The organism is Enterovirga sp. (genome assembly GCF_028290205.1).
GTDB lineage: Bacteria > Pseudomonadota > Alphaproteobacteria > Rhizobiales > Beijerinckiaceae > Enterovirga.
The window spans coordinates 1-24,692 of record NZ_JAQGKF010000176.1 but is presented as its reverse complement, the minus strand read 5'-3'; the positions used below and the strand labels follow the sequence as shown (position 1 = coordinate 24,692).

At 68.4% G+C, this 24,692-nt stretch carries 23 protein-coding genes; 14 read left to right on the top strand and 9 right to left on the bottom strand.

The annotated features are described in order from the left end of the window. Positions 1-1,095 (bottom strand): NAD(P)/FAD-dependent oxidoreductase (locus tag JWR86_RS12800; RefSeq protein ID WP_299566077.1); only part of this gene is annotated, 1,095 nt, incomplete at its 3' end. A gap of 313 nt (positions 1,096-1,408) precedes the next feature. Here JWR86_RS12800 and JWR86_RS12795 point away from each other — a divergent pair. From JWR86_RS12795 to JWR86_RS12785, 3 genes are read left to right on the top strand one after another with little or no spacing between them, the layout of a single operon-like run. Next, positions 1,409-2,464: an ABC transporter substrate-binding protein gene (locus JWR86_RS12795; RefSeq protein WP_299566074.1), complete on the top strand. Its 1,056-nt coding sequence runs from the start codon at positions 1,409-1,411 to the stop codon at positions 2,462-2,464. After that, a complete protein-coding gene (locus tag JWR86_RS12790; RefSeq protein WP_299566071.1) occupies positions 2,461-3,297 on the top strand; it encodes an ABC transporter ATP-binding protein in 837 nt (278 codons plus the stop codon). Before JWR86_RS12795 ends, JWR86_RS12790 begins: the two co-directional genes overlap by 4 nt. After that, complete coding sequence (locus JWR86_RS12785; protein ID WP_299566068.1) at positions 3,294-4,106, top strand: ABC transporter permease; 813 nt, start codon at positions 3,294-3,296, stop codon at positions 4,104-4,106. The genes JWR86_RS12790 and JWR86_RS12785 overlap by 4 nt, the downstream gene beginning before the upstream one ends. Before the next feature lie 46 nt (positions 4,107-4,152). On the opposite strand, the gene JWR86_RS12780 is transcribed toward JWR86_RS12785, so the two are convergent. After that, positions 4,153-5,079, bottom strand: a complete 927-nt coding sequence (locus tag JWR86_RS12780; protein ID WP_299566066.1) for an alpha/beta hydrolase — start codon at positions 5,077-5,079, stop codon at positions 4,153-4,155. Positions 5,080-5,265: 186 nt separating this feature from the next. Continuing rightward, positions 5,266-6,054 carry a 3-oxoadipate enol-lactonase gene (gene pcaD / locus JWR86_RS12775; RefSeq protein ID WP_299566063.1) on the bottom strand — a complete coding sequence of 263 codons (789 nt, stop codon included), beginning with the start codon at positions 6,052-6,054 and terminating at the stop codon, positions 5,266-5,268. 249 nt (positions 6,055-6,303) lie between these two features. On the opposite strand from pcaD, the gene JWR86_RS12770 reads away from it, so the two are divergent. Beyond that, on the top strand, positions 6,304-6,609 hold the full coding sequence (locus tag JWR86_RS12770) for an NIPSNAP family protein (protein WP_299566060.1): 306 nt from the start codon (positions 6,304-6,306) through the stop codon (positions 6,607-6,609). A 136-nt stretch (positions 6,610-6,745) separates the two neighbouring features. Here the strand turns inward: JWR86_RS12770 and JWR86_RS12765 are convergent, their stop codons facing one another. Beyond that, positions 6,746-7,729, bottom strand: a complete 984-nt coding sequence (locus JWR86_RS12765) for a tripartite tricarboxylate transporter substrate binding protein (RefSeq protein ID WP_299566057.1) — start codon at positions 7,727-7,729, stop codon at positions 6,746-6,748. Positions 7,730-7,844: 115 nt separating this feature from the next. Beyond that, positions 7,845-8,753, bottom strand: a complete 909-nt coding sequence (locus JWR86_RS12760) for a LysR family transcriptional regulator (protein WP_299566054.1) — start codon at positions 8,751-8,753, stop codon at positions 7,845-7,847. 140 nt (positions 8,754-8,893) lie between these two features. Between JWR86_RS12760 and JWR86_RS12755 the strand changes: the two genes are divergently transcribed. From JWR86_RS12755 to JWR86_RS12735, 5 genes are read left to right on the top strand one after another with little or no spacing between them, the layout of a single operon-like run. Then, positions 8,894-10,114, top strand: a complete 1,221-nt coding sequence (locus JWR86_RS12755; RefSeq protein WP_299566051.1) for an ABC transporter substrate-binding protein — start codon at positions 8,894-8,896, stop codon at positions 10,112-10,114. A 15-nt stretch (positions 10,115-10,129) separates the two neighbouring features. Continuing rightward, the gene (gene mmsB, locus JWR86_RS12750; RefSeq protein WP_299566048.1) at positions 10,130-11,038 is read left to right on the top strand and encodes a 3-hydroxyisobutyrate dehydrogenase; all 909 of its coding nucleotides are present in this window, start codon (positions 10,130-10,132) and stop codon (positions 11,036-11,038) included. A 21-nt stretch (positions 11,039-11,059) separates the two neighbouring features. Continuing rightward, positions 11,060-12,556, top strand: coding sequence for an aldehyde dehydrogenase family protein (locus JWR86_RS12745; protein ID WP_299566045.1), 1,497 nt, complete (start codon positions 11,060-11,062; stop codon positions 12,554-12,556). Positions 12,557-12,581: 25 nt separating this feature from the next. Beyond that, entirely contained in the window at positions 12,582-13,946 is a 1,365-nt protein-coding gene (locus tag JWR86_RS12740; RefSeq protein ID WP_299566042.1) for a Gfo/Idh/MocA family oxidoreductase, read from the top strand. Positions 13,947-13,966: 20 nt separating this feature from the next. Continuing rightward, the gene (locus JWR86_RS12735) at positions 13,967-14,749 is read left to right on the top strand and encodes an enoyl-CoA hydratase/isomerase family protein (protein ID WP_299566039.1); all 783 of its coding nucleotides are present in this window, start codon (positions 13,967-13,969) and stop codon (positions 14,747-14,749) included. A gap of 11 nt (positions 14,750-14,760) precedes the next feature. Here the strand turns inward: JWR86_RS12735 and JWR86_RS12730 are convergent, their stop codons facing one another. Next, positions 14,761-15,699, bottom strand: a complete 939-nt coding sequence (locus tag JWR86_RS12730; protein ID WP_299566036.1) for an alpha/beta hydrolase — start codon at positions 15,697-15,699, stop codon at positions 14,761-14,763. Positions 15,700-15,888: 189 nt separating this feature from the next. On the opposite strand from JWR86_RS12730, the gene JWR86_RS12725 reads away from it, so the two are divergent. Genes JWR86_RS12725 through mmsB (JWR86_RS12715) form a run of 3 tightly spaced genes read left to right on the top strand, consistent with a single transcriptional unit; the run spans position 15,889 to position 18,879 of the window. Next, positions 15,889-17,130 (top strand): CoA transferase, encoded by a 1,242-nt coding sequence (locus JWR86_RS12725; RefSeq protein WP_299566033.1) that lies wholly within the window; start codon positions 15,889-15,891, stop codon positions 17,128-17,130. A gap of 16 nt (positions 17,131-17,146) precedes the next feature. Continuing rightward, entirely contained in the window at positions 17,147-17,929 is a 783-nt protein-coding gene (locus JWR86_RS12720; protein WP_299566030.1) for an enoyl-CoA hydratase/isomerase family protein, read from the top strand. A gap of 53 nt (positions 17,930-17,982) precedes the next feature. Then, positions 17,983-18,879 (top strand): 3-hydroxyisobutyrate dehydrogenase, encoded by an 897-nt coding sequence (gene mmsB / locus JWR86_RS12715; RefSeq protein ID WP_299566027.1) that lies wholly within the window; start codon positions 17,983-17,985, stop codon positions 18,877-18,879. 51 nt (positions 18,880-18,930) lie between these two features. Here mmsB (JWR86_RS12715) and JWR86_RS12710 read toward each other — a convergent pair whose 3' ends face one another. The 3 genes from JWR86_RS12710 to JWR86_RS12700 are packed head-to-tail and all read right to left on the bottom strand — an operon-like array spanning position 18,931 to position 22,020. Further along, positions 18,931-19,878 (bottom strand): branched-chain amino acid ABC transporter permease, encoded by a 948-nt coding sequence (locus JWR86_RS12710; RefSeq protein ID WP_299566024.1) that lies wholly within the window; start codon positions 19,876-19,878, stop codon positions 18,931-18,933. Continuing rightward, the gene (locus tag JWR86_RS12705) at positions 19,878-20,750 is read right to left on the bottom strand and encodes a branched-chain amino acid ABC transporter permease (protein WP_299566021.1); all 873 of its coding nucleotides are present in this window, start codon (positions 20,748-20,750) and stop codon (positions 19,878-19,880) included. Before JWR86_RS12705 ends, JWR86_RS12710 begins: the two co-directional genes overlap by 1 nt. Before the next feature lie 37 nt (positions 20,751-20,787). Continuing rightward, on the bottom strand, positions 20,788-22,020 hold the full coding sequence (locus JWR86_RS12700; RefSeq protein ID WP_299566018.1) for an ABC transporter substrate-binding protein: 1,233 nt from the start codon (positions 22,018-22,020) through the stop codon (positions 20,788-20,790). A gap of 287 nt (positions 22,021-22,307) precedes the next feature. On the opposite strand from JWR86_RS12700, the gene JWR86_RS12695 reads away from it, so the two are divergent. Both JWR86_RS12695 and JWR86_RS12690 read left to right on the top strand, forming a co-directional pair. Further along, the gene (locus tag JWR86_RS12695) at positions 22,308-23,975 is read left to right on the top strand and encodes an NAD(P)/FAD-dependent oxidoreductase (RefSeq protein ID WP_299566014.1); all 1,668 of its coding nucleotides are present in this window, start codon (positions 22,308-22,310) and stop codon (positions 23,973-23,975) included. A gap of 61 nt (positions 23,976-24,036) precedes the next feature. Then, a partial coding sequence (locus JWR86_RS12690) for a GntR family transcriptional regulator (RefSeq protein ID WP_299566012.1) occupies positions 24,037-24,692 on the top strand: 656 nt, incomplete at its 3' end.

Sequence of the window (24,692 nt, the reverse complement as noted above, 5' to 3'; positions counted from 1 at the left end):
GTCGCGCTGGTAGTTCGGGTTGAGCGCGGCCCAGCAGGGCGAGCGCTGGAACACCAGGAGCTTCTCTACCTCGCCGGCGATCGAGGGGCCGACCTGCATGCTGCTCGCGCCGGTGCCGACCAGCGCGACGCGCCGGCCGCCAAGGTCCTGCGTGTGGTCCCAGCGCGCGGTGTGGAAGGCCGGGCCCCGGAAGGTGTCGAGCCCAGGAATGTTCGGGATCTTCGGCCGGTTGAGCTGGCCCACGGCCGGCACGAACACGTTTCCGGTCAGGGTGGCTGTGTCGCCCTCAGGCCCGCGCGCCGTCACCGTCCAGACGCACCGGTCCTCGTCGAACACGGCCGAGACCACCTCCGTCCCGAACCGGATGTGGTCCCGGATCCCGAAACGGTCGGTCAGTTCGTCGAGATAAGCCCACAGCTCGTCCCGCTTTGCGAAATGCCGGCTCCAGTCGTGCTTGGGCGCGAAGGAGAAGGAGTAGAAGTGGTTCGGGATGTCGACGCCGGCGCCGGGGTAACTGTTCTCGTACCAGGTGCCCCCGACTTCCGTGTTCTTTTCCAGAATCACGAACGGCAGGCCGGCTTCTTTCAACTTGATGGCCATGCACAGGCCGGCAAGGCCGGCCCCGACGATGACGACCATGAAGTTCGTCCGGGCAGCGCTGTCGGGCGGCGACCGCCATTCGACCGAGCGGAGGTCGCGACCCTCTCCGTTCCACTCCTCCAGCCACATCTCGGCATAATGCGGCGGCAGCTCGGTTCCGATCCCGACGCTCATGATGCGTCGGAACTCGTCCACCGACGGGCGGCAGCTCGGTCGCGCCCCGCCGGATGCGGCATCCTTCAGAGCGCTGACAAGCGCGTCCCGGATCCGTGCGGCGAGGTCATCCGGCACGTCCTGCTGATAGCTCCAGCCGCCCCGGATATGCAGCCGGGCCTCGTCCAGCAGCGTCGTGTCACCGGTGAGCTGGGCGTGCAGCAGCAATTGCGGAACGAGGTCCGCCTCGTGCAGGGCGGCACGCAGAACCGCCTCGTCGGCCACCGCAGGCTGAAAGAGCGACGCGGAAGACCCGGGATGGCGGTCGTCAACAGGGGGCATAGAGGCTGTCCAGCGCGGGGGGTCGAGGGTGGCTACCTGCTTCTCCGGCGGTTGCCGTCACGGATTGGGGAATGATGGGCGGCGCGGGGCTGAAGCAGCAAGCCGGACCGGCGTGATGCCGGCATCACTGAGACTGATGCACACTCGTCCGCTACTGGCATCAGGCAGACTGATGCCCTCATCACGACAAGGGACTTGCGTTTCCGCCGGCTCCGCTTCTTCGTGGGAGAAAGTAAGCAAGGAGGGCTGAGCCTGGACCGCCTGATGGGCATCCGAGCGCGGCCCGACGAGGCAGACAGGGAGGAAACGGTCCATGGTGAGAAAGTGGATAGGGGCCGCCGCCCTGGCGGTTGTTCTGGGCATCTGCGGTGGCCCGGCTTCGGCGCAGAAGCTCGACAAGCTCGTGGTCCAGACGGGCTCTCCGGTCCCGGCCACGGCTTACCTCGACATCTACGTCGCCCAGCATGCCGGCCTGTTGAAGCAGGAGGGGCTCGAGGTCGACTTCCGGTATTCCCAAGGGGCGCCGCAGGCCGTCCAGATCGTGGCCAGCAACGGCGCGGATGTCGGCACGGTCGCCTACGAGCCCTATGTGCTCGGCCACAAGAGCGGCATGCGCGGCCGATTCATCTTCGAAGAGTTCCACTACACCATCTTCTTCATGGCGGTTCCCGAGGACAGCCCGATCAAGACCGTGGCCGACCTCAAGGGCAAGCGCATCGGCGTCACCAACATGGGCAGCGGATCGCTGATCATCGCCCGCTCGATGCTGCGCGGCGCCGGCATCGATCCGGTTCCGTCGGTCTTCCTGCCCGTCGGCGTGGGTGACACGGCGGTCCAGGCCCTGAAATCCGGTCAGGTCCAGGCGCTGTCGCTCTATGACGGGGCCTATGCGGCGCTCGAGCGGGCCGGCGTGAAGCTCCGCTACCTTCACCATCCCGAGATCGGCTTCATCGGCAATACTGGCTTCCTGGTCTCCGACAAGACCTACAAGGAGAAGGAAGAACAGCTCGTCCGCTTCCTGCGCGCCGTGATCAAGGCTCGCATCTTCATCAAGGAGAATCCCGAAGCCGCGCTGAAGCTCTATTGGATGGCGAACCCGGCCTCAAAGCAGGGTGGGACCGAGGCCGAGGCGATCGAGAAGGGGCTGATCGAGGTCAAGTTCATGTCCTCGAGTCTGCTGGACAAGCCTGTCGACCAGATCGGGCGCTTCGACATGGCTCAGGTCGCGACATACCTGAAGGTCATGAAGGAAGAGGGCATTCTGACCACCGATATCGGCCCGACGGACCTGACCACGAACGCGCTGCTGGACAAGGTCGGCAAGATCGACCCCGAGCCGGTGCGCGAACTCGCCCGGAACTGGAAATGACCGCGACGGCGGGAGCGCTGGCGCAGGTGCCTGTGCTTGCGGCTGGAGCTTCGGCCCCGGCCCCCGTCCTGATCGAGTTCGATCGGGTCGCGAAGGTCTACAAGGCGGCCGATGGGCGCCCGGTCCGGGCGGTCGACTCCGTCAAGGGAGAGATCAGGGCGGGGGAGTTCGTGTCCATCCTCGGCCCCTCGGGCTGCGGGAAGAGCACCCTCATGATGATGCTGGCCGGGCTTTTGCGCCCGTCCGAGGGCGAGATCCGGTTCAAGGGGAAGCCCGTGACGGGGCCTCAGGAGGGGTTCGGAATCGTTTTCCAGGACGCCGTCCTGTTCCCCTGGCGGACCGTGCAGGACAACGTGCGCCTCCCTGGCGAAGTGCGCGGCCTGCCCAGGGACGAGCAGATCGAGCGCGCCCAGGCGATGATCCGGCTGGTCGGCCTCGCCGGATTCGAGAGCAAGTTTCCGCACGAACTCTCCGGCGGGATGCAACAGCGCGTGGCCATCGCCCGGGCGCTGTCGCTCGGTCCGTCGCTGCTGGTCATGGACGAGCCGTTCGGCGCCCTCGACGCCATGACGCGCGAGCAGATGAATCTCGAACTCCAGCGCATCAGTCTCGAATCGGGGGCAACGGTGGTGTTCGTGACCCATTCGATCGCCGAGGCGGCCTTCCTGTCCGACCGCGTCTTCGTCATGTCCGGCCGACCCTCGACCGTCCGGGACATCGTCACCGTGGACCTGCCGCGACCGCGCGCCATCCAGCAGATGAACACCGACCGCTTCGGCGTCTATGTCGCCCGGCTCAGGGGATTGCTCGACGCCGAGGGAGGGCACTCGTGAGCGCGACCGCCGTGAAGCCTGACGCCCCCCGCGGGCAGCGATCCGTTCCTGACAGCGTTCCGGCGATCGTCACCGCCGTTGCCCTCCTGGCCCTGTGGGAGGGGGCCGTGAAGGTCCTCGAAATCCCGGCCTTTATCCTGCCCACGCCCAGCTCGGTCGCAATCCGCATTGTCGACGACCTCGCGACCGGCGTGATCCTGCCCCACCTCTGGACCACGTTCATCGAGGTCGCGGTGGGGTTCGTGCTCGCAGCGCTGCTCGGGGTGGCGCTCGGCACCATGGTGGCGCTTGTGCGGGCGCTGGAGAAGACGATCTATCCGATCGTCCTGGCCCTCCAGACCGTGCCCAAGGTGGCGATCGCGCCCCTGCTGATCATCTGGTTCGGCTATGGCATTCATTCCAAGGCGGTCACGGCCGGGCTGATCGCCTTCTTCCCCATCATGGTGAACGTGATCGTCGGCCTGAAGACGGTGGATCACCGGCGCGTGCTGCTGATGCAGGCTTTGCGGGCCGGGCCGGTCAAGACCTATCTCAAGGTGCGGCTGCCCAGCATGCTGCCCTACCTCTTCGCCGGGCTCGAGGTCGGCATCATCTTCTCCGTCATCGGCGCGATCGTGGGTGAATTCGTCGGCTCCTCGGTGGGCCTCGGCACCCTCATCATCCAGCGGCAGGCCACCGTGGACGTGGCCGGCGTGTTCTCGGTTCTGGCCTACCTGTCCATCATGGGGCTCGTCCTGAGCCTGATCATCAAGGCCTTTGCCCACAGGCTGACCTTCTGGGCCCGGTCCCAGGAAATCGTCAGCCCCTGATCATACCGGGAGGGGAGCCGCAGGCCCCCTCCCGGTCGCGCACGCTTCAGCGCGGCGCGTCGCTCACCTGCCGCATGAAGTCGAGGATGATCGGGCCGGCCTCGTCGTCCTCGGTGCCCAGCGCGAAGACCGGCGAGACGTGGTTGTGTCCGGGCAGCCAGACGAGTTGCGGGCAGCGACCGTCGCGCAGCGTGACCGCACGGGCGAGATCGAGCGTGCCGGTCGCGAGCGAGGCCGGATCGAACTCGGCCAGCATCAGCAGGAGCGGCAGCCGGCTTGCACCCGCATGCGTCACGGGGGAGCGCTGCCCGTAGAGGCTCGGATCCTCGCCGAAATATTGCAGGATGTTCGGCGCCCGGTCCTCGGCCGTGATCTGGTGGATGCCGTTCATCAGGACCGCGCCGCGCACCGCGGCGATGTTGGCGGGCCGGAGCGTCTCGTCGAAGAGCGCGCTCGCGGCATGCGTGGCGCCGGCGGATTGGCCAAACACCACGATGACTCCGGGATCGCCGCCATGGCTGGCGCCCTGGTCGGCCGCCCAGTCCACGACGCGCGCGACGTCCTCCGCCCCGGCCGGCCAGGTGTGCGCCGGGGCGAGCCGGTAATCCGGAATGATCGCCAGAAAGCCGTTGCGGGCGAAATACGCCCCAAGCGCCTGGTAGCCGCGCCGGTCGCCGCCGACAAAGCCGCCTCCCGGCACGAAGATGACGATCGGGCGGCCGCTTCCACCCGGGGCGTAGACGTCGAGCTTCTGGCGCGGATCCGGACCGTAGGCGACGTCCGCGGCCACCCGCCCGTCCGGCGGCATCTCGGTGCTGGTCTTCGCCGCGAAAATTTCGCGCGTGGCCAGCAGGATGTCGCGATCGAAGGCGGCCCCGAGGGCGGCGATGCGGACGGCGACCTCAGGGGCCGGCCCGCGCAGGCCCGCGCTTCGGCCGTGAGGGGAGGGAGAGCTGCCGGTTGTGGCGGTCATGCGGTGGTGCCTTTCAGGAAATGAGCCTCGGTGGCGTTGCCGGGGAAGGCAGGCGCGCAGGACGGGAGACCAGCGCCGGCCTGCCGGCCGCAAGGGCTGAGCGGGGGCGGGATATCACCGCCCGGTCGCATGCCGGATCACGCAGGGCGTCGGGCAGGACCCCTTTCGCCCGGGGTGAGGGACGGGTCAGGCGAGGGATTGGACGAAGGCCCGGATCTCACGCGTCGTCGCCTCCGGCTGCTCGATGGCCAGCATGTGCGCGGCATCCGGGAGGACGACGGAACGAGCTCCCTTCACCAGAGCGGCGATCTCCGCGAGTTGCGCGGGCGGCGTCGAGGGATCATTTGCGCCGGCGATCGTCAGGGTGGGCACGTTCAGGGCCGGCAGGGCGGGGCGGAGATCGGTGTCGCGCAGCACCCGGCAGCACGCGGCATAGCTCGCCGGGTCGGTCCGGCGCAGCATGCCGAGCGCGCCCTCCACCGTCTCGGGATGCGCCTGTCGGAAGGCAGGCGTGAACCACCGCTCGCCGGAGGGCGCGACAAAGGGGTCGATCCCGGTCTGCAGCACGGCCGTGGCCCGCTGATCCCACATGGTGGCCGGCCGGAAGGCGGCCGCCGTCGCGCAGACGACGATCGAGAGGATCCGGTCCGGTGCCTGGACCGCCGCGGCCTGGGCGACCAGCCCACCGAGCGAGAGCCCGATGAAGTGGGCGCGCTCGCACCCGGCGGCATCGAGGACGGCGATCGCATCGTCCACGAAATCGGCGATGGTCGCCGGCCCGCCGTCCGGATCAGAGCCGCCATGCCCGCGAGCGTCGAAGCGAAGGATCGCGAACGCGTTCGACAATGCTGCCGCCTGCGCGTCCCACATCTCGAGACTGGTCCCGAGAGAGTTGGCGAACATCAGCACGGGCGCGCCCGCTCGGCCGGAAAGCTCGTACCGGATCCCGCGTCCGGCCACACTGACGATGGGCATTGGCGTATTCCGACCTTTCAGACGGGCCAAGGTCCGGCAGCGGCCCGTGGAGCCGCTCAGCACGCCGCGGGACGCTGCCCCCCGGCAGGGATGTAGCGCCGGAGGGCTCGGCCGGCCCCATCAAAGTCGCTGATGACCCGATCATCGGCCGCCGCCTTCCGAGGACGTGCCTTTTCCGAGAGGTCAGTGGGAGGGCTTGCGGAACCCGACAGGCCTGGGCCGCTCGACCGGCGCGGCGAGGAGACATCGATGCTCGAGGAAATCAGGATCTACACGCCCAAGCCCGGCAAGGGGGAGGCCCTGCGGGAGCGTTTTCGGACGAAAACCCTGCCGATCTTCAAGCGGCTCGGGATCGACGTCACCGGCGCCTACGCGGCGACGGATGGCTCGGACACGCTCTGGTACACGCTGCGCTACCCGGACGAGGCCACGCGGACGAAGCTGTGGGCCGAGTTCGGCCGGGACGCGGAATGGGCCTCCGTCAAGGCGGCGAGCGAGACCGACGGACCGCTCCTGGACTCGCAGAAGATCGTGGGCCTGCGCTCTCTCGTGTGAGCGGGGCTGCCGCCGCTCCCTTGCGGGGGGCGTGTTGGCGTGAACACACGCCGATGGGGCGTGGTTGGTGGGTCCTGCCGGACCCACCAACTTGCCCCGCGATCCCCTGATCGCAGGTGGGCGCCGTGACCCGCCCTTACTCGACCCTGATGCCGGCCGCCTCGATGATCGGGCGCCAATAGGCGAGGTCGCGCGCAGTCAGCTCTCCGAGCTCCTTCGGGCCGAGGAACTCGGCATAGGATCCCTGGTCCTGGATGCGGGCCTTGTAGGCCGGCGAGGCGACGATCTTCTCGACCTTTGCGGCAAGGGTCTGGATCACGGCATCCGGCGTGCCGGCCGGCGCAAACAGCGCGAACCAGGTCGTCAGGTCGATCAGGGGCAGGCCCTGCTCCTGCACCGTCGACACGTCCGGCAGCATCGGGTGGCGGCGAGCCGCCATGAGGCCGAGCGCCTTGATGTTGCCGGCCGACAGATTGCCCATCGCCGAGGCGGGGGTGACGATGCTGATGTCCACCATGCCGGCCACGAGGTCGTTCATCGACGGCCCGGCGCCCCGATAGGGGACGTGGGTCATCTTGATCTTGGTGGCCTGCATCAGTTGCTCCCCGCCGATCTGCGACAGCGAGCCGATGCCGGTCGAGGCGAAGGTGAGCTTGTTGGGGTTCGCGGTGGCGTAGGCGACGAGCTCGGTCAGATTGTTGACCGGCAGGTCCTTCCTGGCGACCACGACATGCGGGGCGCGGCCCATCAGGGCGACCGGGGCGAAATCCTTGATCGGATCCCAGCCCGGCTTCGCATAGAGCGACGGGTTGGTGACCTGGATCCCCGAATAGGCCGACAGGAGCGTGTACCCGTCCGGTGCCGCCCGGGCCACCGAGACATTGCCGATGTTGCCGTTCGCGCCCGGCTTGTTCTCGACCAGAAAGCTCTGCTTCAATTCCTCGGTGAGGCCCTGCGCGAGCACGCGCGTCATGGAATCGGCGCCCCCGCCCGGCGACAGGGGCATGACGATCGTCACGGGCCGGTTGGGATAAGACTGCGCTGCCGCGTTCAGAGCCCCGCAACTGGTCAGAACGGCGATGCCTAAAGCCGCCACGCGGCGCAGTCCGATCCGGATCACGATTGATGTCCTCCCATGTTTATTAGCGATTGCTCGCCGGCCCTTCTAACCGACGCTCGGCCGCACAATCCAGCGCGAACCAGCCCGTGTGTCCGGCCCGGCGGCCCACCCGGACTCACGCAGCCGTGGGCACCATTGCGGCTCGGGCATCCTTGACGATCGTGCCCACAAAATCGGCCGCCACCCGAATCCGCCGCAGCTTGCGGAGGTTGGAGTGGGTCAACATCCAGTACGCGCGCAAAATGCGAACACTTTTCGGCGCCACGCGGACCAGCTCATGCTGCCTGTCGGCCATGAAGCAGGGCAGGATACATAGGCCGGCGCCCGAAAGCGTAGCCGTCATCTGCGTGATAACATTGGAAATGCGGATCGAAGGTTCGAGGCCGGGCAGCGCCAGGGCGAAGTAGTCGAGCTCCGGCGAGAACACGAGCTCGTCGATATAGCCGATGTAGCGGTGCGTCTTGAGGTCGTCCGGGGTGCTGGGCGTGCCGCAGCGATCGAGATAGGCGCGGCTGCCATAAAGGCCGAGTTCATAATCCCCGAGCTTGCGGGCATGCAGCCGCCCCGTCACAGGCGGCGACAGGCCGATCGCGAGGTCCGCCTCGCGCTTCGACAGGCTGAAGGCGCGCGGCGTCGCCACGAGCTCGATCGACAGACCCGGATGGGTCAGGGCCAACTCGCCGATCCGTTCCGCCAGGCAGAAGGTGCCGAACGCCTCCGGCGTGCCGATCCGGACCGTGCCGGACAGGTCCGTTTCGCTGCCGGGGCGCCCCGACCAGATGCCCAGCGCCGCCCGCTCCATCTCCTCGGCCCGCGGCACCAGGGCCTGCCCGTCGACGGTGAGGTCGTAGCCTGTCGGGAGGCGGTCGAAGAGCGGCGTGCCGAGGTCGGATTCGAGCCGCGCGATGCGGCGGCTCAGCGTCGTGTGCTCGATTCCCATGCGGCGGGCCGCGGCCGTCAGCCGGCCGGCCCGCGCCACAGCCAGAAAGGCCTGCAGATCGTCCCAGCGCGGGGAGGGGAGCATGTGTGTCAATCCTCGAACGCGCGATGTGCAAAAATCACCATAGATCGGGCGGGGAGTATGAGGCTTTTCCTGCCACGTCCAGGCGGCCTAAGCCCGGCATGCAAGCGGCTCCAGACCGTGCCACCGAGGAGGATCATCCCATGAGGACGCGTACGACATGGCGCGCGGGCCTGGCTTTTGCGGTCTGCGCCGCAGCAGGCTCGCTTCAGGCCGCCGAGAAGACGGTCAAGATCGGCGTCATCAACGATCAGTCGAGCCTCTATGCGGATATGGGCGGGCCGGGTTCGGTCACCGCCGCGCAGCTGGCGGTCGCGGATTCGGGCTTGCTGGCCAAGGGCTGGAAGGTCGAGGTGATTGTTGCCGATCACGGCAACAAGGCCGACCTCGCCTCGACCATCACGCGAACCTGGTACGACACCCAGGGCGTCGATGTCGTCGCGGACGTGACGAATTCCGCGGTTGCGCTCGCCGTCAACAGGATCACCCAGGACAAGAACAAGGTGATGCTGGCCTCGGGCCCGGCCGTGTCGGACCTGACGGGCGTCGCCTGCACGCCGAACACCGTCCACTGGACGCACGACACCTGGGCCTTTGCCAACGGCATCGGCAAGGCCGTCGTCGAAACGGGCGGCAAGACCTGGTTCTTCCTCACCTCGGACTTCGCTTTCGGCCACGCGCTCGAGCGTGACACCGAGAAGATGGTGTTGGCGAGCGGCGGCAAGGTGATCGGCAAGGTTCGCCACCCGAACAACACGGCCGATTTCTCCTCCTTCCTGCTCCAGGCCCAGGCCTCCCAGGCCGAGGTGATCGGCCTCGCGAATTCCGGCGGTGACACCGTCAACAGCATCAAGCAGGCCGCCGAATTCGGCATCGCCGGCGGTAAGCAGCGGCTCGCCGGCCTTCTCATCTACGTCACCGACGTGCATGCGATCGGGCTCGAACTGGCGCAGGGCCTGAGCCTCGTCTCGCCCTTCTACTGGGACCAGAACGACGGCACGCGCGCCTTCTCCCAGCGTTTCGCGGCCCAGCGCAACGGCGCCAAGCCGTCGATGGTCCAGGCCGGCGTCTATGGCTCGGTGCTGCACTACCTCAAGGCGGTCGAGGCGGTCGGCGGCGCCGAGGACGGCGCCAAGGTCGTGGCCAAGATGAAGGAACTTCCCACGGACGATCCGCTGTTCGGCAAGGGCACGGTCCGGGTCGACGGGCGCAAGATGCACCCGATGCACCTCTTCACGGTCAAGAAGCCGTCGGAGTCGCGCCAGCCGTGGGATTATTACGAGTACAAGGCGACGATCCCGGCCGAGACCGCCTTCCGGCCCCTGGCCGAGGGCGGATGTGCCTTCGCCTCCAAGACCCGCTGACAGGCAGGACCAACCATGACTCGGATCGCCTTCCTGGGCCTTGGCCGCATGGGCTTGCCCATGGCCCTCAACCTCGCACGTGGGGGGCACCAGGTTCGTGCCTTCGACATCGACGCGAGGACCCGGGAGGCGGCCGCCGCGGAAGGCCTCGACGTTGCTGACAGCATCGCCGAGGCCGTGAAGGGCGCCGAGGCGGCGATCTCCATGGTGCCGACCGGGCGCCATGTGATCGAGCTCTTCACCGGGGAGGGCGGCGTTCTGAGCCTCCTCGCGCCGGGTGCCCTCGTGATCGATTCCTCGACCATCGAGGTCGCAAACGCCCGCAAGCTGCACGCGGCGGGGCGCGAGAGGGGCATCGAGGTCCTCGATGCCCCCGTGAGCGGCGGCGTGATGGGGGCACAGGCCGGCACGCTGACCTTCATGGTCGGCGGCGAGGAGGCCACGCTCGAGAAGGCGCGGCCGATCCTGTCGGCGATGGGCCGCAACATCTTCCACGCGGGCGAAGCCGGGAGCGGGCAGGCGGCGAAGATCTGCAACAACCTGCTGGCCGGCATCTCGATGATCGCCGTGTCGGAGGCCTTCACGCTCGGCGAGCGTCTCGGGCTTGCGCCGGAGAAGCTGCAGCAGATCGTGGCGGTGTCGACCGGCGGCTGCTTCAGCCTCACCAACTACCCGCCGGTGCCGGGTCTCGTGCCCAACGTCCCGTCCAGCCGGGGCTACGTGAACGGCTTTGCCTCGCAGCTCATGCTGAAGGACCTGCGTCTCGCCGAGGGCGCCGCGCTGGAAACGGGTTCGAGCCTGCCGCTAGGAGGGCTCGCGTCGGCCCTGTATTCCGTGTTCTGCCAGTCGGGGCGCGGCGATCTCGACTATTCCGCCGTGATCAAGCTGATCGCCGGGGAAGCGCCGCCCGCCGCCAAGGCGTGACGGGGGAATGAGATGGGTGTGATGACCATGCAGACGAGCGGCCAGACCGAGGCCCTTCTTCACCGAAAGATGCTGATCGACGGCGAGTGGCGGGATGCCCTGGCCGGCGAGGTCATCGTCGTCGAGAATCCCGGGCGCCGGGTGCCGCTGGGCGATGTTCCCCGGGCCATGGCCGAGGACGTGGACCTCGCGGTTGCGGCGGCTGGACGGGCCTTTCCGGGCTGGTCCCGGGTTGCGGCGCGCGATCGCGGCCGCCTGCTGCTGACGATCGCCGAAGCCCTCGAGGCGCGCCAGGAAGAGCTCGCGCGCCTGATCGCTAGCGAGACCGGCAACGCGCTCCGCACCCAGGCCCGCGGCGAGGCCAAGGTCGTGGCCGACGCCTTCCGATATTTCGGCGGCCTGGCCGGCGAGTTGAAGGGCATCACGGTTCCGCTCGGCGAGGGCATGCTGAGCTACACGCGCCGGGAACCCCTCGGCGTCGTGGCCGCGATCGTTCCCTGGAACGCCCCCGCGCAGCTCGCCGCGCTGAAGATCGCGCCCGCGCTCTGCGCCGGCAACACCATCGTCCTCAAGGCGGCGGAAGACGCCCCGCTCGCCGTGCTGCTGATCGCCGAGATCTGTCACGCGCACCTGCCGAAGGGCGTCGTCAACGTCGTGACCGGCTACGGGCGCGAATGCGGCGAGGCGCTCGCCGCGCACCCGGCCGTTCGCAAGCTGAGCTTCACGGGCTCCACGGCCGTCGGCAAGGCGATCATGCGGGCCGCAGCCGACCGGGTCGCTCCGGTCTCGCTCGAACTCGGCGGCAAGAGCCCCTCGATCGTCTACCCGGACGCCAACGAAGACTGGGTGCTGGACGGCATCGTGGCGTCGATGCGGTTCACCCGGCAGAGCCAATCCTGCACCGCCGGCTCGCGGCTGTTCCTGCACGCCGACATCTTCGACTCCTTCCTCGAGCGGCTCTCGGCCAAGACCTCGGCCCTGAAGATCGGGGACCCGCTGGACGAGGCGACCGACGTCGGATCAGTCATCAACGAGCGGCAGTTCACCCGCATCTGCGGCTACATCCAGGACGGTCTGGACCGGCCGGAAGCACGGCTCGTGACCGGCGGCCTGCCGCCTCGCGAAGGGCCGCTCACCCGCGGCTATTTCGCCGTCCCGACGATCTTTGCCGACAGCTCCAACGATTGGCGCCTCGCCCGCGAGGAGATTTTCGGGCCGGTTCTCGTGGCCATCCCGTGGCGTGACGAGGCCGAGGCGATCCGCATGGCGAACGACAGCCATTACGGCCTCGCCGCCTATGTGTGGAGCCGCGACATCGGCCGCGCCCTGCGCACCGCCCACGCGGTCGAGGCGGGCTGGGTCCAGGTGAACCAGGGCGGCGGACAGTCGCTCGGCCAGTCCTATGGCGGCGTCAAGGAGAGCGGCATCGGCCGCGAGATGTCCCTGGAGGGCATGCTCGACAGCTTCACCGAGACGAAGAGCGTGAACGTCAACCTTTCCATTCCGCCCGCGGCCTGATCGGGCCGCCTGTCAGGACAAGACGATGGTGCTGTCGCAATTGTTGGAAGCCCGGCGCGATGCCGGGCGGCCGGTGACGGTCGGCCTGATCGGGGCCGGCAAATACGGGACGATGTTTCTCGCCCAGGCGCGAACCACGCCCGGGATGCAGATCGTCGCGGTCGCCGACCTGAACGTGAAGCGGGCCGCCTCGCAGCTCGCATCCGCGAACTGGCCGGCGGAGCAATATGCGGCGCGCAGCTTCGACGAGGCCATCCGGACCGGGGGCACCCATCTGACCGACGATGCCGAGGCGCTGATCAATGCGCCCGGCATCGAGGTCGTGATCGAGGCGACCGGCGATCCCCGCATCGGCTGCCGTTTCGCGCTGGCCGCGATCGCGGCCGGCAAGCACATCGTGATGGTCAACGTCGAGGCCGACGTGGTGGCGGGGCCGCTCCTCGCCCGCAAGGCGCGGGAAGCCGGCGTCGTCTACTCCCTGGCCTATGGCGACCAGCCCGCCATCGTCTGCGAGCATGTGGATTGGGCCAAGGCCTGCGGCTTCCGGGTCGTGGCCGCCGGCAAGGGCACGCGCTACCTGCCGCGTTTCCACGCCTCGACGCCCGACACGGTGTTCGACAACCTGCCGGGCCTGATCGACGTCAAGGAACGCGGCTCGATCAACCCGAAGATGTTCAATTCCTTCGTGGACGGCACCAAGTCCGCGATCGAGATGACGGCCATCTGCAACGCGACCGGCCTCGCCTCGCAATCGGACGGGCTCGCCTTTCCGCCGGCGCACCGGTTCCAGCTCGCCGACATCCTGCGGCCGCGCGAACAGGGCGGCATGCTGGAACGGGCCGGGGTCACCGAATGCGTGTCCTCGCTCGGGCGGGACGGCAATCCCCTGCCGCACCACCTGGCGCACGGAACCTTCGTGGTGGTGGAAGCCGCCGAGGACAGCTCGTACACGCGCGACTGTTTCCGCGAATACCACATGCTGCCGGACGAGACCGGACGCTACGCCGCCCTGTACCGGCCCATTCATTTCAGCGGGCTGGAACTCGGCATCTCGGCCGCCTGGGCCGCGCTGCTCGGTCAGCCGACCGGAGCCCCGCGCTGCTTCAGCGCCGACGTCGTGGCGACGGCGAAGCGCGATCTGAAATCGGGCGAGGAGCTCGACGGGGAGGGTGGCTTCACGGTGTGGGGCAAGCAGGCCCCGGCCGCGGCCTCCCTGGCCAACCGCTCCTTGCCCCTCGGCCTCGCCCAGCATGTCCGCCTCATCCGCGACGTGCCGCTCGGCCAGGTCGTGACCTGGGACGACATCTCCTATGACGCCGCGGATCCGGCCATCGTGCTGCGGCGCGAGATGGAACAGGCCTTCGGGCCCGCAGCCGCCGGGCACGCCTAGGCCCGAGCGCGCGAGCGACGATGTTCTCTTCGTCAGAGCCTGAAATCCGCGTCGCGGACGCGAAAGGCTCGCTGCTGCTCACCATCAACCGTCCGGAGGCGGGCAATTCGCTCGCCCTCTCGACGGCGGAGGCGCTGCGGGCCGCCCTCGCGGCCGCCCGGGGGCGGACGGACCTGCGCGGGATCGTGATCACGGGTGCCGGCGGCAAGTTCTTCTGCACCGGGGGCGACCTGAAGGCGTACAGGGCCATCGCGACCCCGGCCGAACTCGCCCACACGTTCGGCACGGTGCGGTCGCTGCTGCGGGACATCGAGCAGCACCCGCTGCTCGTGATCGCGGCGATCGACGGCTATGCGCTGGGCGGCGGAGCCGAGCTGGCGCTCGCCTGCGATCTGCGCATCGCGGCCCCGTCGGCACGGTTCGGGTTCCCTCAGGCCAAGCTCGGCATCATCCCGGGCTGGAACGGGACCGAGCGTCTGGTCCGCATCGTCGGGCCGGGCCGCGCAACGCGCCTCCTGCTCGATGGCACAGGCCTCACGGCCGAACAGGCCCTCGCCATGGGACTGATCGACATCGTGACGGGGGGAACGGACGCGGCCGAGCAGGCGCTCGACTACCTGGCCGGGCTGGAGGCCGCACCGCTCGCCGCCCGGGCCGTCAAGGAGGCCGTGCGGGCGAGCCAGCCTGCGCTCGACGCCGACGCCACGGCCGCCATCTTCGAGCGGCTGTGGTTCACCGAAGACCACCGCGAAGCCGAGCGCGCCTTCGCGGAGAAGCGCACTCCGACCTTCACGGGACGATAGCCCGGGCCTGATCAGGTCCCGAGCGCCCGCCGCAATTCGTCCCCGACCTCGGCCTGGGCCCGGACGGCCACGTCCACGGCCGGCGCCATGGCGAAGAAGCCGTGGATGGTGCCGCCGTATTCCCGGTAGTCGACGGCGTTCCCGGCCTGGCGCAGCGCCTCCGCGTAGGCGAAGCCTTCGTCGCGCAGCACGTCGCATTGCGCCGACACGACGAGGGCGGGCGGGAGCCCTCCCAAATCCTTTCGCAGGAGCGGCGAGGCGCGCCAGTCCCGGGCCTGATCCGGGTCGGCGAGGTAATGCTGCCGGAACCACTGCATCGCGGCCGGGGTCAGGATGCCGTAGCCCTGCCCGAAGCGCCGGTAGCTGTCGTGGGCAAGCGTGTAATCCGTGACCGGGTAGATGAGCGCCTGCATGCGGAGGTCGGTGTGCCCCGCGTCTCGCGCCAGGAGGGCGAGCACGGCCGCGATGTTGCCGCCCGCGCTGTCGCCCGCCACCGCGAGGCGCGTCGTGTCGATGCCGAGCGCGGCGCCGCCCTCGCGCAGCCACATATAGACCGACCAGGCGTCCTCGATCGCCGCCGGGAAGGGGTGCTCCGGGGCGAGCCGGTAATCGACCGACACCACCACGGCCTGGGACAGCTCGCACATGTTGCGGGCCACGGCGTCGTGCGTCTCGACATTGCCGAAGACGTGGCCGCCGCCGTGAAAGTAGATCACAGCCGGACGGCGGTCGGCGTCGTCCGGCCAGTAGATCCGCACGGGAACGCCGATGCCGCCGTGTTCGGCCCGGTGCGGCTCGACCCGACCGACCGCGGCGGGCGCGCCCCCTCTCGCCAGCAGCATCGCGTCGAAAATGTCTCGGGCCCGGGCCGGGGTCAGGGTTTCGAGGGCCGGGATCTTGGCCTCGGCAAAGGCCGCCAGTCCTGCCGCGATCTGCGGATGCAATGCCATGCCGAAGAGTCTCCAACCGTCCGCGGGCGCGCGCCCAGCCCTGCCCACTAAGCGACTGCGCGCGTTCGTCATCTCACACACCGTGCGACGCTGCCAGTTATATGTATGCGGAGGGAGCCGCTTGATATATGCCGGCATGCAAGCGGACCGACCCGTCGGCCCCGAGATCCGAAGGCGCTGAGACCGAGCATGCCGAGACCTGATCATCTGTCCCTGACCGGCATGCGTGTGCTCGATCTGAGCCGCGCCCTGTCGGGGCCCTTCTGCACGCAGATCCTGGGCGACCTGGGTGCGGATGTGGTCAAGGTCGAGCCTCTGCCGGACGGGGACATGATCCGGACCTGGGGCCCCTTCGACCGCGGCGAGAGCGCCTATTATCTGTCCGGCAACCGCAACAAGCGCAGCATCCTGGTCAATTTCCGCAGCCCCGAAGGCCTGGCGCTGCTGCGCCGGATGGCCCTGGCGAGCGACGTCGTGGTGGAGAACTTCAAGCCCGGGACGATGGCCGCGATGGGCCTCGACCCGGACGAATTGCGGGCCGAGAAGCCGGAGCTCATCGTGGCCAGCATCAGCGGCTACGGGTCCACCGGGCCGATGAGCGCGCGGGCCGGCTTCGACCAGATCGCGCAGGGACATTCGGGTTTCATGAGCGTCACGGGAACGCCTGAAACCGGCCCGACCCGCGTGGGGGTCGCCATCGGCGACATGACCTCGGGAATGTGGCTGGCCATCGGCGTCCTCAGCGCCTGGATCTGCCGGCAGCGGGACGGCAAGGGGCAGAGCGTCGAGACGTCGCTGCTCGCGAGCCTGGTCGGTCTGCTCAGCGTGCAGGGGCAGCGCTACTTGTCGCTCGGCGAGGTGGCGGAGCCGAGCGGCAACGTCCACCCCGTGATCGCCCCCTATGGCGTGTTCCGGGCCCAGGATGGCGACATGAACATCGGGGCGGCCACCCAGGGAATGTGGCTGAAGCTGTGCGACATCATCGGCCGGTCGGACCTGCGCACCGACGGGCGCTTCCTCAACAATGCCGGCCGCATGGCGCGCCGCGAGGAATTGCGGGCCATCATCGAGGGCGAACTCGCCCGGGCGACGCGCGCCGAGTGGACCGAGCGCTTTCTTGGCGCGCAGATCCCGGCCGGTCCGATCAACACCATCGCGGACGCGCTGAATGACGAGCAGGTGCGCCATCTCGAACTCGTCGAGACGCGCCCGCATGCGACGCTGGGCGATCTTCCGCAGCTGTCCAACCCGCTGCAGCTCGACGGCACGAAGGGGGACTGGATCCGGCGCTCGCCCCCTCTTGCCGGCGCCGACACGCAGGGGATCCTGGCCGATTTCGGCCTCTCGCAGGCCGAGACGGACGCATTGCAGCGGGGCGGGGTCGTGGCGGGACCCTCCGCCTCGGCCGACCTCCGGGCCCCGGCGGCCTGATCTCGGGAGCCGTTCCATGTCCGCCGCGATCTCCATTGACGAGCACGACGACATCGCCCGCGTCACACTCCGCAACGATGCGAAGCTGAACGCCCTGTCTTTCGCGATGTGGCAGCAGCTGCGAGCCGGCATCGAACGGCTGGCTGCGAGCCCGACGCTGCGCTGCATCCACATCCGGGGGGCCGGGGAGCAGGCCTTTTCCGCCGGCGCCGACATCTCCGAGTTCGCGGAGATGCGCAGCACGCGGGAGCAGGTGGTGCGGTTCCACGAGGAAGGCGTCGGCGCCTGCCTGACGGCTCTGCTGGAATGCCCGGTGCCGATCGTGGCCGAGATCCGCGGCGCCTGCATGGGCGGCGGCCTCGAGATCGCCTCGGCCTGCGACATTCGCCTCGCGGACGAGACCGCGCGCTTCGGCGCGCCCGTCGGCCGCCTCGGCTTCCCGCTCGCCTTTGCCGAGACGCAGGCGGTCTACAACGAGGTCGGGCCGGCGGTCGCGGCCGAACTGCTTCTCGAGGGGCGGGTCTTCACGGCCGAGGAGGCGCTGGCCCGGGGCCTGATCACGCGCCTCGTTCCCTCCGGCATGCTGGCCCGCGAGGTCGAGACCACATTGGCCAATGTCTGCAAGAGTGGACGGTGGGCCGCCCGCTCGCACAAGCGGCAGTTCCGCCGCCTGATGCAGGACCCGACGCCGGTGAGCGTGACAGAGCGGATGGAGGTCTACGGCTTCGCCGAGACCGACGAATACCGCGACGGCATCCGGCGATTCCTGGCCCGCAAGCAGGGATCGGCCGGCAGCTAGCGGAGGGCCCGGAGAGGCCCGAGCGAACGACAACACTCACGGGAGAGGACGCCATGACCAGGATCGCGTTTATCGGGCTCGGCAACATGGGCGGGCCCATGGCGGCCAACCTCGTCAAGGCGGGGCACGCCGTCCGGGGCTACGACCTCGTGGCGGCGCATCTCGCTCAGGCCGCCGAGGCGGGCGTCTCGCCGGCCGATTCAGCCGAGGCCTGCGTGCGCGACGCCGAGGTCGTGATCACCATGCTGCCGGCCGGCAAGCACGTGGTCGAGGTCGTGTCCGGGTGTCTGCCGGCGATCCCCAAGGGAGCCCTGATCGTCGATTGCTCCACCATCGACCCGGCCAGCGCCCGCCGGGTTCATGAGATGGCGGCGGCGGCCGGATCGCCGAGCCTCGACGCGCCCGTCTCGGGTGGCATCACCGGGGCGGCTGCCGCCACCCTGACCTTCATGGTGGGGGGCGAGGAGGCCGCCTTTGCGGCCGGCAGGCCGATCCTCGAAGCGATGGGCAAGCGGGTGGTTCTGTGCGGCGGCGCGGGGGCGGGCCAGAGCGCCAAGATCTGCAACAACATGATCGCCGGCATCACGATGATCGGCGTCAGCGAAGCCTTCGTCCTGGCCGGGAAGCTCGGTCTGTCCGCCCAGGCGCTGTTCGAGGTCGCGTCGACGTCCTCGGGCCAGTGCTGGGCGCTGACGAGCTATTGCCCCGCACCCGGCATCCTGCCCGGTGTGCCGTCCAGCAACGGCTACAAGGCCGGCTTCGCCGCTCCCCTGATGCTGAAGGATCTGCGCCTGTCCCAGGAGGCTGCCGCATCGGTCGGCGCGGCCACGCCGCTCGGGGCCCGGGCGGCCGAATTGTACAGCCAGTTCACGGACCGCGTGCCGGCGGACCGTGACTTCTCGGGCATCATCGAGTTCCTGGCCGAGGCGGATCACCCCGCCTCCGGCTGAACCCTCAGGAGCCGCCGCCCCTTGCGGGCCGCCGCTCCCGTCGCACGCCCGTCAGGCGGTAAACTTCGTGGCGGCTTTCAGCCGCCCCGCCGCGGCGCGCGCGCGCCCGACGATCCCGTCCCGGAACAGGTGCACGCAGACCACGAAGATGATGCCCAGGATGAGGGACACCCACTCGCCCGACTCGGCCAACAGGCTGTAGAGCAGGGACAGGATGACCCCGCCGATGATCGGCCCCCAGAACGTCCCGGTGCCGCCGATCAGGCAGGCCAGGACGGCGAGGCCGGACGTGCCCCAATGCACGTCGTTCAGGGTCGCGAACTGGAAGATCAGGGTCTTCAACGCTCCGGCAAGCCCGGCGAGCCCGGCCGACAGCACCATGGCCAGAAGAAGGTAGCGGTCCACGGAATAGCCGAGCGAGACGGCGCGCGGCTCGTTGTCCCGGATGGCGTGCAGGATGCGGCCGAACGGGGAGTGGATGATCCGGTAGGTCAGCGCGAGCGCGGCCGTGATGACGACCAGGACCACGTAATAAAGGGTGGTCGAGCTGCCGAGATCGAGCCAGAGCAGCGAGCCGCGCGGGACACCCTGTAGGCCGTTCTCGCCCCCGGCCGCCGGCCATTGCACGATGCCGAAATGGACGATCTCGGCCAGCGCGAGCGTGATCATCGCGAAGTAGATGCCGCGGCGCCGGATGGCGAGCCCGCCGATGACAAAGCCCGCCACCATGGCGGCCACCACCGCTCCCACCATGGCGAGCGGCATCGGCCAGCCGGAATCCTTCAGCAGCACCGCGGCCCCGTAGCTGCCGATGCCGTAGAAGGCGGCGTGGCCGAACGAGAGAAGGCCCGTATAGCCGAAGACCAGATTGAACGAGGCTGCCAAGAGCGCCATCACCATCGCGTTCATGACGAACACGGGGTAGATGAAGGCCGGCGCCGCGATCATCGCCAGCGCCAGGACGACGAGCGCGGCGGCTCGAGAGGTCTGCTCACTCATCAGCTGCGCCCGAACAGGCCGGTCGGCCGAACAAGCAGCACGAGCGCCATCACCACGAACACGACGATGCCGGCGGCCGGCGAATAGACGGTCTTGCACAGACCCTCGATGATGCCGATCGACATTCCGGTCACCACGGTCCCCTTGATGGACCCGATGCCCCCGATCACCACGATGGCGAACGACACGATGATCAGGTGCGCGCCCATCAGGGGGCTCACCTGGAGCATGGGAGCGGCCAGCACGCCGGCCAGCCCCGCCAGCCCGACGCCGAGGCCGAAGGTCAGGCTGCGGATGCGGGCGACGTCCAGTCCGAAGGCGCCCAGCAGCGTCGGATTCTCCATGGTGGCCCGCAGGTAGGCCCCGAATTTCGTGTACTCGACCAGCACGATCACGGCGACGCACAGGACCAGCGACAGGCTGATCACCCAGAGCCGGTACACCGGCAGGAACATGAAGCCGAGATTGATCACGCCCTTGAGCGAGGCCGGGATCGGATAGGGGCGGCCGGAAATGCCGTAGGCGAGCCGGAAGATCGACTCGATGATCAGGACGAGGCCCACGGTCAGGAGAAGGCCGTAGACCGGGTCGATCTTATAGAGCGGGCGCAGCAGGGTGGATTCGATCCCCGCCCCGAGCGCGAAGAGCAGGATCGGCACCAGGAGCAGCGCTCCCCAATAGCCGATCCCGAGATAGTTCAGCAGCATCCAGGCCGAGAACGCGCCGCACATGTACAGCGCGCCATGAGCGAAGTTGATCACCCCCATCATGCCGAAGATCAGCGCAAGTCCGAGGCTGAGCAGCGAATAGAATGCGCCGTTGACCAGCCCGAGAACGAGCTGGCCCCAGAGGAAGGCGAAGGAGGATCCCATCCGCAGAAGTCTCGAGCGTTGCGGGCTGCCTTGGAGGTCAGCCCTTCTTGACGTGCGGGCAGGTGCTCTCGGACAGGGGCAGGAAGGCGTCCTTGCCGGAGATCGTCGACAGAACCTTGTAGTAGTCCCAGCGCTTCTTGGACTCGGCCGGCGTCTTCACCTGCAGGAGCAGCAGATCGTGCACCAGCACGCCGTCCTCGCGAATGGAGGCGTTGCGGGCGAAGAAGTCCTCAATCGGGATCTCCTTCATCTTGGCGATCACCGCCGTGGCGTCGTCGGTGCCGGCCGCCTTGACGGCCTTGAGGTAATGCAGCGTCGCGGAATACACCGCCGCCTGCGGCTCGGTCGGCACCACGTCGCGGCCGGCCCGAGCCGTGAAGCGGGTCGCGAAGGCGCGGCTCGCCTCGTCACGGTCCCAGTAGAAGTTGGTCGTCAGGGCGAGGCCCTGCGCGGATTCGAGCCCGATGCTGTCGATCTCGGGAATGAAGATGATGGTCGCGACCAGCCGCTTGCCGCTCTGCGTGATGCCGAATTCGTTCGCCTGCTTCACCGCGGTGGCGAAGTCCGTTCCGGCATTGGCGAGCGCGATCACCTCGGCGCCCGACGCCTGGGCCTGGAGGAGATAGGAGGAGAGGTCCGCCGTGCCCTGCGGGACGCGGGCGCCGCCGACCACCGTGCCGCCCATGGCCTTGATGACCGCCGTCGCGCGAGCTTCCATCGCGTGGCCGAACGCGTAATCGGCCGTGATGAAGAACCACTTCTTCCCGCCCTGCTGCACCACCGTGCGGGTGGTGCCGTTGGCGAGGCTGAACGTGTCGAACGTCCAGTGGATGCCCCAGGGCGAGCAGCTCTTGCCGACGAGATCGTCCGCGACGCCGCCGGTGACGAGATCCACTTTCTTGAGCGAGCGCGCCAGGTTCTGGACCGCGAGCGCCACCGCCGAGTTGGTGAGCTCGGTGATCATGTCGACGCCGTCGTTCTCATACCACTTGCGGGCAATGCTGGCGCCGACGTCGGGCTTGGCCTGGTGATCGGCCGAGACCATCTCAACCGGAACCCCGATTGGGCCGGCGTCCTCGATGGCGAGCTGCACGGCCGTCACCGCGCCCGGTCCGCCCATATGGGCGTTGATGCTCGACATGTCGGTCAGGACGCCGATCTTGACCGAGTTGCCGGAGAAGCCCGGGGTCTGGGCAGCCAGCTCCGTCGTGGCCATCCCGAGGGCGGCAGAGACGACGGCGGCGCAACAAAGGATCCGCGGGAGACTCATGGGTCGTTCCTCCTCGTGGGCCCTTGTTGGAGCCGCGTGATGTGCGGCGACCGGGCCCTGGGCGGCTAAATGATCAGAGCTTCCCTCCCTTTGCAATCACTTAATGTATGAATATGCCCGCTCCGTATACGGACCTTGCGGACCCGGGTCGCCGAGAGGGCGGCTCCGTCCGCCGGCCGGCCGGCGGGGCTGCCCGCGCCTGCCTTGACAGCCCGCAGGTCAAGAGGAATATTCAGAAGCACTCAATAGATATACAAACGTAAACGATAACGATCGGGGAGGACCCAATGCCGGATCAGGCGCAGGCCATCGCGCGTCATGTCGATGCGATCGTCGTCGGAGCGGGCTTCGCCGGTCTCTACGCCATCCACCGCCTCAGGCAGGTCGGAATGAGCGTCCAGGCCATCGAAGCGGGCGATGGTGTGGGCGGCACCTGGTACTGGAACCGGTATCCGGGCGCGCGCTGCGATGTCGAGAGCCTGGAATATTCCTTCTCGTTCTCCGAGGATCTGCAGCAGGATTGGGAGTGGCCCGAGCGCTTCTCGGCCCAGCCCGACATCCTGCGCTACGCCAATCACGTGGCGGACCGCTTCGACCTGCGCCGGAGCATCCAGTTCGGGACCCGCGTGACCTCAGCCCGCTTCGACGAGGGCGCAAACCGCTGGACCGTCGAGACCTCTCGGGGCGATCGGTACACGGCGTCCTTCTGCATCATGGCCACGGGCAATCTGTCCCTGCCGCGCGTGCCCGATTTCAAGGGGCTGGATTCCTTCAAGGGCCGGTGGTTCCACAGCGCGCTCTGGCCGCACGAGGGCGTTGATTTCGCCGGCCGCCGGGTGGGCGTGATCGGAACCGGCTCGTCCGGGATCCAGATGATCCCGCTCATCGCCGAACAGGCGTCCGAGCTGACGGTGTTTCAGCGAACCGCCAATTTCAGCGTGCCGGCCGTGAACCGGCCGCTCACCCCGGAGGCTGCGGGCCGGCACAAGGCGAACTACGCCCAGCGTCGTGCCGAAGCCCGGCGGACGCCGTTTGGCATCGCGGGACACGCCCCGCCGACGAAGAGGGCGCAGGAGGACAGCGACGAGGCGCGCATGCGCACCTACGAGGAAAAGTGGGGCACGGGCGGCAACATCAGCTTCCTGTACGCCTACACCGACCTGCTCATCTCGGCCGAGGCCAACGAAACGGCCTCCGAGTTCGTCCGCCGGAAGATCCGCGCGACCGTGCGTGACCCGAAGACGGCCGAACTCCTGTGTCCGGACGATCATCCCATCGGGACCAAGCGGCTGTGCCTGGATAACGGCTATTACGAGACGTTCAACCGGGACAATGTCAGCCTCGTCGACGTGCGGTCCGCCCCCATTGTCGAACTCACGCCGACGGGCCTGCGGACGACGGAGCGGGAGTTCGAGCTGGACGACATCGTCTTCGCGACCGGTTTCGACGCCATGACGGGCGCAATTCTCGACATCAACATCACGACGTCGGCCGGGCACAGCCTGGCCGAGAAATGGCGTGACGGCCCGCGCTCCTATCTGGGGCTGGCCATTGCCGATTTCCCCAACCTGTTTCTCATCACCGGGCCGGGCAGCCCGTCTGTGAAGACCAACATGGTCGCAGCCATCGAGCAGCACGTGGACTGGGTCGTCGACTGCCTCGCCCACTTGCGGCGGGAAGGCATCGACCGCATCGAGGCGGTGGACGAAACGGAACAGCGCTGGGTGGCTCATGTGAACGAGGTCGGCGACAGCACGCTCTATCCGCGCGCCAATTCTTGGTATGTCGGTGCCAACATCCCCGGAAAGCCCCGCGTGTTCATGCCGTATGTGGCAGGTTTGGACAAGTACAGGGACATCTGCGACCGGATCGCGGGCGAGGGTTATCAGACATTCAAGCTCGGAACACCGAAGGGTGCGACAACTGAACGCGAAGGTGCGCGCGTTTCCGGCTGAATACCGGCTTTGCCCAACGGCTGGTCCCGTGATTATGGGCGTGGCTGCAGGAGGATGAGCCATGCCCAGGCGGAAATCGGATGAGTCCTCCCGGTCGGAAAGCGTGCGCGAGTGGCTCGAGCGGCAGATCAGGAACGGCACATACGGGCCGGGCGACCGGCTGGACGAACAGGAGATCTGCGGCCGCTTTGAGATCTCCCGCACGCCCGTGCGGGAGGCGCTACTTCAGCTCGCGACCCTGAACCTCGTCACCTTCCGGCCGCGCCAGGGCGCCGTGGTCACGCGCCTCACGGTGCGTGAGATCGTGGGCATGTGGGAGGTGCTCACGTGCCTCGAAGGGTTCTGCGCCGGCCTCGCCGCCCGCCGCATCACCGAGCACGAGCTGAGCGAGCTGAGGTCGGTCCACAAGAATGCGCGGAGCTTCGTCGAGACCGACGACACGGAAGGCTACGCGAATGCGAACCAGACCTTCCACGAATCGATCTATCGCGCCTGCAAGAACGACTACTTGAGCGGCCAGGTTCGCGACATCCGGAGCCGTCTCCAGGCCTACCGACGCTATCCGTTCAGCCGGACCGGCGGCCTCGAGCGGTCGATGGCCGGCCATGATGCGGTGGTCGCCGCCCTAGAGAAGGGCGACGACGTTGTGGCCTCGGCGGCGATGCACGAGCACGTCGCCTCGGCCATGTCGTTTGTGGATCTGATCGCGGAAATCCC